The sequence below is a fragment of the Butyrivibrio proteoclasticus B316 genome (assembly GCF_000145035.1).
Taxonomy (GTDB): domain Bacteria; phylum Bacillota; class Clostridia; order Lachnospirales; family Lachnospiraceae; genus Butyrivibrio; species Butyrivibrio proteoclasticus.
This window is the reverse complement of the sequence record NC_014387.1, coordinates 3,483,053-3,496,422: the sequence shown is the minus strand read 5'-3', so window position 1 is coordinate 3,496,422 and position 13,370 is coordinate 3,483,053. Positions and strand designations below refer to the sequence as shown.

Sequence of the window (13,370 nt, the reverse complement as noted above, 5' to 3'; positions counted from 1 at the left end):
TAGGCTATTATTTAGATATGAAGATTAAATTACCGGATAATGCAAAAACAATTTTAGACACGATACACGAGGCTGGATTTGAGGCCTACGTGGTCGGAGGATGCGTCAGAGATGCTGTTCTTGGACGAGTCCCCGGAGACTGGGATATTACCACCAATGCTTTGCCACAGGATATTAAAAAGCTTTTTAGAAGAACTATAGATACAGGAATCGAGCATGGTACCGTCACAGTCATGATGGGAAAAGAAGGGTATGAAGTAACGACCTATCGAATTGACGGTAAATACGAGGACAACAGACATCCAAGTGAAGTTACATTTACCAAAAACCTGACAGAAGATATGAAACGCAGGGATTTTACTATAAATGCAATGGCGTATAACGAGGAAGAGGGACTGATAGACAGATTTGGCGGACTTGAGGACATAGAAAAAGGCCTGATCCGATGTGTTGGAGATCCATACGAGAGATTTTCCGAGGACGCCCTCAGGATCATGCGTGCTATCAGATTTTCTGCTCAGCTTGGCTATACAATAGAAGATAAGACCTGTGAAGCAATAAAAGAGCTGTCAGGGACTCTTGAAAAAATCAGTGCGGAGAGAATACAGGTAGAGCTTGTGAAGCTTCTTTTATCTGACCATCCGGATAAAATCAGACAAGCCTATGAGCTTGGTATTACAAGGGTTATCCTTCCTGAATTTGATGCTTGTATGGAAACGGAGCAGAATAATATACATCATGCGTATTCCGTTGGCGAACATATTATACAGACACTGCTAAATATAAGAGCTGACAGGGTTTTGAGGCTTACAATGCTAATGCATGATATGGCAAAACCTGTTACAATGACAGTAGATGAAGAAGGAGTAAGTCATTTCAAGGGCCATGATATCAAGGGCGTTGAAATGGCCAGAAATATATTCCGAAGACTTAAGTTTGACAGAGATACCATGGATAAGGCGTGTAACCTTATCAGGTACCATGATTACAGATTCCCGGCCACTGCGCGCAATGTAAGGCGTGCCATGAACAAGGTGGGAGCTGATGCTTTTCCTCTCTTTTTGGAAGTCAGGTATGCAGATACTATGGCCCAGAGTGAATACAAGAGAGAAGAGAAGCTAAGGCAAATTGAAGAAACACGACTTCTTTATGAAGAAATTAAGGCCAAAAATGAGTGTGTGACACTTGGAAGCCTTGCTGTTAATGGAAGAGATCTGATCAGCCTGGGAGTAGCCCCGGGCAAAAAAATAGGAGAAGTACTGGAGAAGATGCTGATGGATGTCATTGATGATCCTGAGCATAATACCAGAGAATATTTGCTAGAGCCGGAGCGCCTAAGTATTTTTTTGAAGGATCAATGAGGGGTAAGATCGTGAAAAAAACTAATCCGAGTTTGAAGGTACTGTTATCTCTTTTACTGGTAGGGATATTGGCTGTTCTGTCGCCTGTCACGTGCGTGGCAAGTGATGGAAACAGCGGGAAAATAAATATATCCCTGCTTGGAAGGTATGATTCTGCGGATGTGGCGGCAATCAGAGCTGTGGATGTCGATAATAAGGAAATCAGATTCAGAAATCATTCCACGGGCAAGACCTACACTCTTAGCTACGACAATACCAGTATGATGTTTGACATCTACGGAAGAGCCCTTTCACCAAGGCTTTTGGAGGTAGGGCAGATTGTCGAAGTGACTTTTTTAAAGAGTACCAAGCATATAACTACGCTTGATGTGTCCCGTGAGGCCTGGACTATTGCATCTACAAGAGATCATGATCTTGTCAGAAACGATGGTACAGCTGTTGTTAAAGGTGATGTTTACAAGATCGATCCAAGAACGCTTATAATAGCTGAGGATCAGCTTGCACTTGCTGAAGATATCCTGTCTACTGATACTGTGACAGTAAGCGGTATTGGAAAAGATATCTATAGCGTTGTTGTGCAGAGTGGACACGGATACGTTAGTCTTTCATCGGAAACTGTTGAGAACCAGAGCCTTGTAGGGGCCTGGCTGGAACTTGACAATGAAGTAATACACAAAATTTCCCCTAATATGCTGCTCAGTGCACCGGAGGGGGACTATAACCTGCAGATCCTTGGAAATGGAGCTAATTACCAGTCTGAAGTCAGCATAAACAGAAATCAGGAGACTGTAATAGATACCAGCAATGTGACTATTTCAAGACCTAAAGAGGGACTTGTTACCTTTGATATTGATCCGGATACTGCGGACGTTTTTGTGGATGGAACCAGAATGCTGACAGGAGTTCCGCAGACTATACAATACGGCTATCATAACCTTAAGATAATAGCAGATGGTTATGTTACCCAGACCAAATACCTCAAGGTTGGGACACCAAAATCTGTTATCAGCATCACTTTGGAAAAAGAGGAATCGGCTGAAGAGGCAAGTAGTGCGACAGCAAGTATTTCACTTCCCCACAAGGAATCATCAGATGCCAGCTCCAAGGCATCAACCAAGGAAAAAGATAAAAACAAGAGCTCAAGTGCTTCGTCATCAGCATCCAGAGTGATCAGTTCCAATTCATCGGGAAAGAGCACCGTAGATACGGGCAACAAGGTAATAGAAGGCTATAGAATATATATTGATGAGCCAAATGGCGCAGAGCTTTATTTTGATGGTAATTACATCGGACTTATTCCATGCAGTATTGCAAAGATATCAGGAAATCACGAAATAATTATCAAAAAGGCCGGCTATGAGACCAAAAGTTACAGAATAAACATAGACAGACAGGAAACTAATCTGAAATATGAATTCCCGCCTATGATCAAGATAAAGGATGATAAAGCGGCTGAAGACAATTCATCTGATTCTGCATCCAAGGCATCAACGCAGGCACCTTCAGAGAGTTCAACTGAGAGTTCTTCGGCACCTTCAGAGGCTTCGTCTGAGGATTCTACAGGAGCTTCAACTGAAAGTTCATCCCAGGGAGCAAGTGATCAGGATGGAACATCCAAAGATTCCGGCGATTCATCAGGCGGCGCTTCGTCAGATGATCACGGATCAGATAGTAGCTCAGAAGTAAGCGATGCGGCGAGTACCGCGTCGGCATCATCAGGAGATTAAAATGCGATTAGATAAATATTTAAAAGTGACAAGACTTATTAAAAGAAGGACAGTTGCCAATGAGGCCTGCGACGCAGGAAGAGTAACGATAAACGGCCGTCCTGCCAAGGCTTCAGCAGAGGTTAAGGTTGGAGATAAGATTACAATTGGATTTGGAAACAAGGACGTAAGTGTTGAAGTGCTTGATGTTCAGGAAACTATCCACAAAGAAGATGTGTCTCAGCTCTATCGTTATATTTGACATAGGTTTAATCGCTGTATTATTATATTTTTAAGGTAATATCATATTTTTCTTATTTTTGAGGGGTGTAACATGGCAAGCAGAGCACGCTATAAGCGTCGTCGCTTCCAGAATGCGGCAGGCATAATCTGGGCTAGCATCGTTGTGCTTATTCTGGTTTCCGTAGTTTCTATTAAGAGTATCGGACTTATGAAAAAGGCAGATGATTATCAGACCAGAGAGCAGGCACTTGTTGCTCAAATTGAGCAGGAAGAAGAGAGAAGTGCCGAGATAGCCGAATTTGAGAAGTACACGCACACGCGTAAATACATAGAGGATACAGCGAGAGATAAGCTTGGATTAGTATATCCGGGAGAGATTATCTTCAAGAACGATAACAATTAATCGTAAACATAGCGCAGGCAACAATACGAGGATCGTATGGGGTCTGCGCTTTGATTTTTACAGGGTGATATGAATAAATTCGAGAACAAAGTCTACGATTTTATTAGAGCAAATAATATGATAGACCCCGGCAGTACTGTACTGGCGGGTTTTTCAGGAGGCGCGGATTCCACAGCACTCATGCTCACGCTTTGTAGTCTTTCTAAAGTTCTGAATATAAAGCTTGTTGCAGTACATGTTAATCACGGCATCAGGGAAGAAGCCATAGAGGATGAAACCTTTGTAAAAAACTTCTGTGAAGAACATGATATTGAGTGCGTTGTTTATAAAAAAGATATTCCAAAGCTCTCCAAAAAGTGGAAGATGACTGAGGAGGAAGCCGGAAGACGTGCCAGATACGAAGCATTTACTGAGACTGCCAAAAAACATGGAACAAGCATCATTGCAGTAGCACACCATCAGAATGATGTGGCAGAAACTCTTTTGATGAACCTTATTAGAGGAAGTGGATTACATGGAGCCGGTGCTATAAGACCTGTAAGAGGTAATATCATTCGCCCGTTTCTGTGTGTGGACAGGGCTGAGATTGAGAAATATCTCAAAGGAAAGAGACAGCTCTTTTGCCATGATAAGACTAATGATGAAAATATACACACAAGGAATATAATCAGAAACATCCTGATTCCCAAGATGGAGAAGGAGGTAAACAAGAAAGCGGTTGCGCACCTGTGCAGAGCAGCAATCGAGTTTGCCAAGGCTGATGGCTATATTCAGGATGAGGCTGAGAAAGTTTATCACCGTGTAGCAACAGAAAAAGAGGGAAATGTTGTTATAAATCTTACTGATTACAGGCAGGAAGATGACGCCATAAAATCAGGAGTTATCCTAAGGAGTCTCGAGAGCCTCACTCCCAGCAGGAAAGACATTACGTCAGCTCATATAGACTCAATACTTATATTGGCAGAAGGAACTTCCGGAACGCAGACAGTAGATCTTCCATATAATCTGGAAGCGGTAAGATCTTACGACAAGCTTACAATAGGAATAAAGGACACAAAAAATTCATCGTATTCGGAAAAAGAGTTTGAAATACCGTCAAATCTGGATGTGGGAGATGAATTAGAATTCGAAATTCCAAATTTAGGTATAGCACATATCAGAGTATTGCAATATAATGGTGGGAAACTATTTCCGTCGGCTGCGTATACTAAATGGTTCGATTATGATAGAATACAAAGGGCTGTTTTCAGGCGGAGAAAGCCGGAAGACTACATACTTTTGGAGCAGGAACAAACTCTTCATAAGAAGAAAATTGGCAAGCTTATGACAGATGAGAAAGTTCCTATAACAATTCGAGATGAAGTATATCTTTTGACGGATGGTAGTAATGTTTTGTGGGTTCCCGGAGTTAGAATGAGTGGAGCTTACAAGATAAACAATAAAACGGGCAGAATATTAGAAATTAATATTGATAATGGAGGTTTTTTTAATGGCTGAATCAGTACGTGTACTACTCAAGGAAGAGGAAGTAGATAAGAGAATCCAGGAGCTTGGAGAGCAGATTTCAAGAGACTATCAGGGCAAGTCAGTTCATCTTGTATGTGTACTTAAAGGTGGAGTATTTTTCATGTGTGAGCTTGCAAAGCGCATTACAGTTCCTGTAACTATGGACTTTATGTCAGCTTCAAGTTACGGAAGTTCCACTAAATCAAGTGGTGTTGTTAAGATCGTCAAGGATCTTGATGAGCCGCTCAAGGACAGAGATGTTCTTATTGTAGAGGATATCGTTGATTCAGGAAGAACACTTTCATATCTTATTAAGATGCTTGGTGACAGAGGACCAGCCAGCATTAAGCTGTGCACACTCCTTGACAAGCCGGAGAGAAGAGTTACAGATGTTAAGGTTGATTATACAGGATTTGAAATCCCGGACGAGTTCGTTGTAGGATACGGTCTTGACTATGATCAGAGATATCGTAACCTTCCATATATTGGAGTAGTTGAATTTAACTAATTAATAGCTTCATAAAGGGGGCAACGGGGAATTTGAATAAGTCCAGAAATTTTAATTCTATTATTGTCATTGCAATGATACTCCTGGCATTTGTAGTGGTGATCCAGTATAGCAGTAATCTGTTTTCATCAAGTTCAGATGTCTATAATGTGTCTACTCTTCAAAGTGACATGGAACAAGGCAGTATTAATAACGTTGTGATAATGCCTAATGCTGAGACGCCGACTGGTGCTGTCAAAGTTTCTTTTAATAATGGCAAGAATGATGTGGTTTTTTATTCCACAGATGTCACAGTGGTTGAATCACTTGTCAATGACAAGGGTATAAGACTGGAAGTTAAGGATATTCCTTCAGAGAATGTTCTGATAAATGGTATTATTCCTATAATAGTAGGCCTGGTAGTTCTCGTGTTCATGTATTCGATGATGATGGGAATTCAGGCCGGAGGCGGTGGCAACTCCAAGATGCTCAATTTTGGCAAGAGCAGAGCCAAGATGTCTACAGGTGAGGAGAATAACATCAAACTTGATGATGTCGCCGGTCTCAAAGAGGAAAAAGAGCAGCTTGCTGAGATTATAGAATTTTTGAAAGATCCGGGAAAATTTACCAAGGTTGGAGCAAGAATTCCTAAGGGAGTTCTTCTTGAAGGCGCTCCCGGTACAGGTAAGACTCTTCTTGCCAAGGCAGTTGCAGGAGAAGCCGGAGTTCCGTTTTTTATAATTTCAGGTTCGGATTTTGTAGAGATGTTTGTTGGTGTCGGCGCATCAAGAGTTAGAGATCTTTTTGCTGATGCCAAGAAGAATGCTCCATGTATAATCTTTATTGATGAGATTGATGCTGTAGCAAGAAGACGTGGAACCGGTATGGGCGGTGGACATGACGAGAGAGAGCAGACACTCAACCAGATGCTTGTTGAGATGGATGGTTTTGGTACTAATGAAGGAATCATCGTTATGGCAGCAACTAACAGAGTAGATATCCTTGATCCGGCTATCATGAGACCCGGCAGATTTGATCGTAAGATCACTGTTGCCAGACCTGATGTTGGAGGAAGAGAGGAAATCCTCAAGGTTCATGCGCGTAACAAGCCTCTTTCTGAAGATGTTGATCTTAAAAAGGTTGCTCAGACCACAGCCGGGTTTACAGGTGCTGATCTTGAGAACCTTTTAAATGAGTCTGCTATTAACGCAGCTATGGATAACAGACAGTTCATCAAACAGGATGATGTTGAGAAGGCCTTTATTCAGGTTGGTATTGGAACAGAGAAGAGAAGCCGCATCATTTCTGATAAAGAAAAGAAGATCACCGCTTACCACGAGGCAGGACATGCTATATTGTTCCATGTGCTTCCGGAAGTCGGACCGGTCCACACTATTTCTATCATTCCTACAGGTCTTGGGGCAGCTGGTTATACTATGCCTCTTCCTGAAAAAGATGAAATGTTTATCACCAAGAAGAGAATGCTCGAGGATATCATGGTATCTCTTGGTGGCAGAATTGCAGAAGAGATTATTTTCGGTGATATTACAACCGGTGCTTCAAGTGATATCAAGAAGGCAACCCAGGAAGCCAGAAATATGGTTACCAAGTATGGTATGTCAGAGAATCTTGGTGTAATAAATTATGATGAGAATGAGGAAGATGTATTTATTGGATACGATATTTCTCATTCCAAGAAACATAGCGAATTCATGGCCGGGGAAATCGATAAGGAAGTTAAGATGATTATCGATAAATGCTATGCAAAAGCTAAAGAGATCATATTGCAGTACGAGTCTGTCCTTCATAGCAGTGCTAATCTGCTGATTGAAAAAGAGAAGATTGGCAGAGAGGAATTTGAAGCTCTATTTGAAGGTATGGATATCACTACGGATGTGGAAATAGAAATCTGATTGTACAAAGTGCACAAAATCACATAGCTGTTTTTGACAAATTTGTGAAGTATTAGTCTTTACTAGGGTTTGGGTGGATGTTAGTATAATATGCGTAACCCCCCAATACATTATATAGTTTTTTGCTATACCCCATAAGAAAGAAATACCTTCTCTAAAAAGACAGCTTTTGAGCTGTCTTTTTTGCATGTAATAATAGGAAAGAGTATGAATACAAAAGCTTTATTTCATGACATGACGCTGGACTACTTACGACCAGCAGAACCTGATAAGAATAGAAAAACACAGGTGAGATTCAGAAGCTCCAAGAGTGACAATGTAGAAGTTACTCTTGTTTGGGGAAATGAGAGATTCATCATGCGACGCACGGAGTCCGATGGTGAGTTTGACTTCTATGATGTTGGAGTTAAGACAGGAAACGGAGTAGTTCCTTATTATTTCGAAATAAAATCTGAGGACGGAAGCCTTTTTTACTATGATAAAAGAGGCTGCGGACAGACAGTTCTGGATAGTATGAAGTTCAGGATCTTTCCGGGATTTTCTACTCCGGACTGGGCCAAAGGCGCAGTAATGTACCAGATTTTTGTGGATAGATTCTGTAACGGTGACAGATCTAATGATGTTCAGACCGGTGAATACTATTATAACGGACATAAGAGCGTGAAGGTTGATGACTGGAATCAGTATCCGGATGTTAACTGGGATTTTGGAGAATTCTATGGAGGAGACCTTCAGGGAGTTCTGAACAAGCTCGATTATCTTAAGGAGCTTGGAATAGACGCAATTTACTTTAATCCAATATTCGTATCTCCTTCATCTCACAAGTATGATACACAGGATTATGATCATATTGATCCTCATTTTGGAGTTATATTAGAGGATGGCGGTGATCTTAATCAGGATGGACAGGATAATTCCAGATCAACCAAGTATATCAGACGTGTAACCAATAAGAAGAACTTAGAAGCCAGTGATGCTCTGTTTGCCAAGGTGGTTGAGGAAGCGCATAAGAGAGGAATCAGAGTTATTCTCGATGGTGTATTTAATCACTGCGGTTCATTTAACAAATGGCTTGATAAAGAGCGAATTTATGAAGGCGAGAGTGATTATGAGAAGGGTGCTTATGTTTCAGAGACAAGTCCTTATCACAATTTCTTCTCCTTTAATGGAGGAAACTGGCCTTACAATTCAAATTACGACGGCTGGTGGGGATATGATACTCTGCCCAAGCTGAACTATGAAGGCTCCAAGGAGCTTGAGGAGTATATTCTCAGCATTGGACGCAAGTGGGTATCTGCTCCTTATAATGCAGACGGCTGGAGACTTGATGTGGCTGCTGATCTTGGCCATTCCAGGGATTATAATCATTATTTCTGGAAGAGATTTAGAACTGAAGTTAAGAAAGCTAATCCGGATGCGATCATTCTGGCAGAACATTATGGGCCTGCTGGAGAATGGCTACAGGGAGAAGAGTGGGATACGGTCATGAATTATGATGCTTTCATGGAACCACTTTCCTGGTTCCTGACCGGTATGGAGAAACACTCAGATGAATTCCAGCCATCAAGAGTCGGAAATGCCAGGGAATTCTTTGATACCATGGCTTATTGTGGCGGAGAGAATTTCAGTATGTCTTCTCTATACACAGCGATGAATGAGCTTTCTAATCATGACCATTCAAGATTCCTTACAAGAACTTCACAGAAGGTTGGAAGGAGTAGCAATCTTATGCCCCAGTCAGCAGATACAGGCATTAACAAGGGTGTCATGAGAGAAGCTGTCATGATCCAGATGACATGGCCCGGAGCTCCTACAATCTACTATGGAGATGAAGCCGGAGTTTGCGGATTTACAGATCCTGATAATAGAAGAACCTATCCTTGGGGACATGAAGATCACGAGATGATCAATTTCCACAAGGATATGATAGCAATACACAAGTCCTGTCCTGAAATAGTAAGTGGTTCTATTAGAGAACTTCTGGCAGAGCATAATTTCATTGCGTATGGAAGATTTAACAGGACAGCAGCTGTAATAGTTGCTATTAACAATAATGATTTTGAAGTAACCAAGGAAATCGAGATATGGCCTACAGGTATTCCTCGCGATGCCAATCTGAAAGCACTTATTACTTCAGATAATACCGGTTATAATACAGGCAGCTCAACAGTCAGGGCCAAGAACGGAGTAATAACACTTACTCTTTCACGCAGGTCAGGAACAGTACTCAGGTACAACAGTTTCGAACCAGTATCTGACGACGAGTTCTGGGCAGATAACTACTTTGACTTTGGCTGATGCTTGTGAAATGATTAACTTTATTTTTTCCGACAAGAAGTATATAATGGATTTAACCATCAATACTACATAAACAAGGGAGAAAAACAATGTTAGTATCCGCAAGAGACATGCTTGTAAAAGCAAAAGAAGGCCACTATGCAGTAGGCCAGTTCAACATTAACAACCTGGAGTGGACTAAGTCAGTACTTCTTACAGCACAGGAACTTCAGTCCCCAGTTATCCTCGGTGTTTCTGAGGGCGCTGGTAAATATATGACAGGTTTCACAACAGTAGCAGCTATGGTAAAGGCTATGGACGAGAGCCTTGGAATCACTGTTCCTGTTGCACTTCACCTTGACCACGGTACATACGAAGGATGCTACAAGTGCATCAAGGCTGGTTTCACATCTATCATGTTCGATGGATCACACTACAACATCGAAGAGAACGTTGCTAAGACATCAGAGCTTGTAAACGTTTCTCATCAGCTTGGTCTTTCAATCGAGGCTGAGGTTGGTTCAATCGGCGGCGAGGAAGACGGCGTTGTTGGTATGGGTGAGTGTGCTGATCCTGAAGAGTGCAAGAGAATCGCTGATCTCGGCGTAGATATGCTTGCAGCAGGTATTGGTAACATCCATGGTAAGTATCCAGAGGGATGGCCAGGACTTAGATTCGACGTTCTTGACGCTATCCAGCAGAAGACAGGAACTATGCCTCTCGTACTTCACGGCGGCACAGGAATTCCTGCAGATATGATCAAGAAGGCAATCACACTTGGTGTATCCAAGATTAACGTTAATACAGAGTGCCAGCTTTCATTTGCTGATGCAACACGTAAGTATGTTGAGGCTGGTAAGGATCTTGAAGGTAAGGGATTTGACCCTCGTAAGCTTCTTGCTCCTGGTGCTGAGGCAATCAAGGCAACTGTTAAAGAGAAGATGGAACTCTTTGGATCAGTTGGCAAGGCTTGATGCAATTGATTTTAGAATTACGATGGGGCGAGGCCGTAAGGCTTCGCCCTTTGCTGTTATAAAATAATAATTACCATGGGGGACTTAAATGAACAACGAACTAACCAGAAAAGATATTGAGGACATGGAGGCAGAGATAGAACACCGCAAGGTTGTAGTCAGAAAAGAGCTTCTTGAGCATGTTAAAGAGGCTCGTGCACAGGGTGATCTGTCCGAGAATTTTGAGTATTATGCTGCCAAAAAGGCGAAGAATCAAAATGAGAGCAGGATCAGGTTCCTGGAGAGAATGATCAAAACTGCTAAGGTTATCGACGATAACACTACAGAAGATCAGGTTGGAATGAATAAATCAGTAACTGTACGTATCGAGGAAGATGGCAGTGAGGAGACCTATAAAATAGTTACAACAATGAGACAGAACTCATTAAAAGGCCTTATCAGTGTTGAATCTCCACTGGGTAAACAATTACTTGGACATAGAGTAGGTGACCGTGTTAATATAAAAGTAAGCGATAATTATAGTTATGAAATAACGATAACCAAAATTGAAAACACAGGTCTCACAGAGGACGATAAGATTAGAGACTTCTGATGTTTTCCAATTATTTCGGAGGTAAACATGAGAGTATTTCAACCTGTAGATATCGAAGATGTTGAAAATGGTTCCTATGTTTTTGACGGTCGTAAATTTCTGGTAACTGCCGGAGATGGAACCAAAGTCAATACAACAGCTGCATCAAACGGCGGTGTCGGTCAGATGTGGGGACGACATGTGACATTCGTCTGTGTCAGAGAGAATCGATACACCAAGGATCTGATTGATGCATCAGGAGAATACTCAATTAGTTTTCTTGATAATACGGAATTTCGCGGTGCGATCAAGTATCTGCAGGCTGTATCCGGTAAAGATGAGGATAAGCTCAAGGGAGCACGCCTTAATGTGTGCTATCATGAGGGAGTTCCGTTTATAGAAGAATCCAGTAATGTGCTGATCTGTAAGGTCTTGTACAGAAAAGTAATTGGAACAGATGGCTTTGTGGATAAAGACCTTCCGGAGGAGTTCTATAAAGATCAGAATAGTCATGTAATATACGTTGGGGAGATAACTAAGGTATTGGTAAGGTAGTGTTTCTTAAAAATGTGCTTATGAGGGGCATATGAAAACAAGAATTAGGAATATCTTTTCCTGCGTATTGAGCTCGATTTTATTGTCAGTAGGCGTGTTATCTGGCTGCGGAGAGTCAGTTCCACGCTCTGATGAGTTTGCGCAAATTTTAGAGGACTATGATAATAGTGGCTCTGAAGAATGGGATTTTTATGATCCTATGACAACAATCCAGATTTCAGGCTGGCTTGACGAATCCTGCGTCAAGAATCTAATGGCATTTCTTGCCAATGAATATCCTAATTACAATTTTAAATACAGATATATTTCCAAGGATAGCTATGAGTACATAATAGATTCCGAGTTATCTTCTAAAACTGCGACCGATGTAGTTATGATGACGCCAAGTATGGCAAAAAAACATGCAAAAAACAGGTATATTGAGGATGTTTCTGCCTACTGCGATAACTTTACTGATAAGGGAAAAGAAGCATTTATGTATGGAAACAGAGAGTACGCAGTTCCAAGTACAAGTGATTTCCAATGCATTTTTTATAATAAAGAAATTATGCAGAAAAGTAACCAAAAGCTTCCGCTTTCTTTTGATGGATTCCTTGATCTGTGTGATCATTTGCAAAATGAAATGGGTATTAAGCCGCTGTCTGCCGGGTTAAAAGACTCAGATAAGGTAGCGGATACAGCGCTTGCTCTCTTGGCATCAGGGTACCTTGCTACTGACGAAGGGAAGAAATTTGGGAGTAAAATCGCCTACGGACAAACGACTTTTCTCATGGAAATCAGACCTTATATGTATAAATGGCAGAATATGTGCATTCATAAAGTATATACAAGAAGTATGTGTATTATGGATGACACAGCTGCAATAGAAGAGTTTGCCTCAGGAAAGAGCTTTATGTATATGGGAGGTCTGTCAGATTATAACAGGATAAAAGAAGCAAATCCGGATATTAAGCTTGGAACTATGGCACTTTCAAGTGAAACAATTGGAAGAGCTGTGCTTATAGGCGGCTGTAACTGCGGCTTTGCAGTCAACTCTTTTACCCCAAATAAGCAAATGGCAATGGATGTTGTCGGTAAAATAGCGACGGTTGACGGACAACGCGCGTTATGGTCAGACAGACAGGGAAGTCAGACATATCTTAAAAATGTGGTCTTTGATAATCCTGAAGAATTTGATGAAATCAGGTCTCTTACAAGTACTGACAGAGTGGTAATGCCTTGGAATGAGTGGGGAAGTCATAGTAGTCAGATATACGAAGTATTTGGACGGGAATTACAGAAGGTTGTACTGGGAGAGCAATCGGTAGAAGTTGCATTTTGGGTTATTGATGACGAAGTTAAGCAGATCCTGCGAGAGGATTAAGAGGGCTAATT

Annotated in this window: 12 protein-coding genes; all 12 read left to right on the top strand. The window is 41.5% G+C overall.

Annotated features, from left to right (window positions below; genetic code table 11):
• The first annotated feature begins 17 nt into the window (after positions 1-17).
• The 12 genes from BPR_RS14785 to BPR_RS14730 all read left to right on the top strand — a co-directional run bounded on the left by BPR_RS14785 (position 18) and on the right by BPR_RS14730 (position 13,359).
• Complete coding sequence (locus BPR_RS14785) at positions 18-1,361, top strand: CCA tRNA nucleotidyltransferase (protein ID WP_013282293.1); 1,344 nt, start codon at positions 18-20, stop codon at positions 1,359-1,361.
• Between the two features lie 11 nt (positions 1,362-1,372).
• Positions 1,373-3,088 (top strand): PEGA domain-containing protein, encoded by a 1,716-nt coding sequence (locus tag BPR_RS14780; RefSeq protein WP_167531175.1) that lies wholly within the window; start codon positions 1,373-1,375, stop codon positions 3,086-3,088.
• A 1-nt stretch (position 3,089) separates the two neighbouring features.
• Entirely contained in the window at positions 3,090-3,329 is a 240-nt protein-coding gene (locus BPR_RS14775; protein ID WP_013282291.1) for an RNA-binding S4 domain-containing protein, read from the top strand.
• Positions 3,330-3,401: 72 nt separating this feature from the next.
• Positions 3,402-3,713 carry a septum formation initiator family protein gene (locus BPR_RS14770; RefSeq protein ID WP_013282290.1) on the top strand — a complete coding sequence of 104 codons (312 nt, stop codon included), beginning with the start codon at positions 3,402-3,404 and terminating at the stop codon, positions 3,711-3,713.
• A gap of 69 nt (positions 3,714-3,782) precedes the next feature.
• Entirely contained in the window at positions 3,783-5,210 is a 1,428-nt protein-coding gene (gene tilS / locus BPR_RS14765) for a tRNA lysidine(34) synthetase TilS (protein ID WP_013282289.1), read from the top strand.
• Positions 5,203-5,727: a hypoxanthine phosphoribosyltransferase gene (gene hpt, locus BPR_RS14760; protein ID WP_013282288.1), complete on the top strand. Its 525-nt coding sequence runs from the start codon at positions 5,203-5,205 to the stop codon at positions 5,725-5,727. The genes tilS and hpt overlap by 8 nt, the downstream gene beginning before the upstream one ends.
• A 74-nt stretch (positions 5,728-5,801) precedes the next feature.
• Positions 5,802-7,619, top strand: coding sequence for an ATP-dependent zinc metalloprotease FtsH (gene ftsH, locus BPR_RS14755; protein WP_042258128.1), 1,818 nt, complete (start codon positions 5,802-5,804; stop codon positions 7,617-7,619).
• Between the two features lie 207 nt (positions 7,620-7,826).
• The gene (locus tag BPR_RS14750) at positions 7,827-9,917 is read left to right on the top strand and encodes an alpha-glycosidase (protein ID WP_013282286.1); all 2,091 of its coding nucleotides are present in this window, start codon (positions 7,827-7,829) and stop codon (positions 9,915-9,917) included.
• An 89-nt stretch (positions 9,918-10,006) separates the two neighbouring features.
• Positions 10,007-10,870 (top strand): class II fructose-1,6-bisphosphate aldolase, encoded by an 864-nt coding sequence (gene fba, locus BPR_RS14745; RefSeq protein WP_013282285.1) that lies wholly within the window; start codon positions 10,007-10,009, stop codon positions 10,868-10,870.
• Positions 10,871-10,958: 88 nt separating this feature from the next.
• Complete coding sequence (locus BPR_RS14740) at positions 10,959-11,462, top strand: GreA/GreB family elongation factor (RefSeq protein WP_013282284.1); 504 nt, start codon at positions 10,959-10,961, stop codon at positions 11,460-11,462.
• A gap of 27 nt (positions 11,463-11,489) precedes the next feature.
• The gene (locus BPR_RS14735; protein WP_013282283.1) at positions 11,490-11,996 is read left to right on the top strand and encodes a flavin reductase; all 507 of its coding nucleotides are present in this window, start codon (positions 11,490-11,492) and stop codon (positions 11,994-11,996) included.
• A 31-nt stretch (positions 11,997-12,027) separates the two neighbouring features.
• Positions 12,028-13,359: an ABC transporter substrate-binding protein gene (locus tag BPR_RS14730; RefSeq protein ID WP_013282282.1), complete on the top strand. Its 1,332-nt coding sequence runs from the start codon at positions 12,028-12,030 to the stop codon at positions 13,357-13,359.
• Positions 13,360-13,370: the final 11 nt, after the last annotated feature.

Bases quoted from the DNA above. Each gene is read 5' to 3' on its own strand.
- BPR_RS14740 (WP_013282284.1), top strand. From the start codon at position 10,959: ATGAACAACGAACTAACCAGAAAAGATATTGAGGACATGGAGGCAGAG.
- BPR_RS14730 (WP_013282282.1), top strand. From the start codon at position 12,028: ATGAAAACAAGAATTAGGAATATCTTTTCCTGCGTATTGAGCTCGATT.
- BPR_RS14735 (WP_013282283.1), top strand. From the start codon at position 11,490: ATGAGAGTATTTCAACCTGTAGATATCGAAGATGTTGAAAATGGTTCC.
- fba (WP_013282285.1), top strand. From the start codon at position 10,007: ATGTTAGTATCCGCAAGAGACATGCTTGTAAAAGCAAAAGAAGGCCAC.
- BPR_RS14770 (WP_013282290.1), top strand. From the start codon at position 3,402: ATGGCAAGCAGAGCACGCTATAAGCGTCGTCGCTTCCAGAATGCGGCA.
- BPR_RS14785 (WP_013282293.1), top strand. From the start codon at position 18: ATGAAGATTAAATTACCGGATAATGCAAAAACAATTTTAGACACGATA.
- tilS (WP_013282289.1), top strand. From the start codon at position 3,783: ATGAATAAATTCGAGAACAAAGTCTACGATTTTATTAGAGCAAATAAT.
- BPR_RS14775 (WP_013282291.1), top strand. From the start codon at position 3,090: ATGCGATTAGATAAATATTTAAAAGTGACAAGACTTATTAAAAGAAGG.
- hpt (WP_013282288.1), top strand. From the start codon at position 5,203: ATGGCTGAATCAGTACGTGTACTACTCAAGGAAGAGGAAGTAGATAAG.
- ftsH (WP_042258128.1), top strand. From the start codon at position 5,802: ATGATACTCCTGGCATTTGTAGTGGTGATCCAGTATAGCAGTAATCTG.
- BPR_RS14750 (WP_013282286.1), top strand. From the start codon at position 7,827: ATGAATACAAAAGCTTTATTTCATGACATGACGCTGGACTACTTACGA.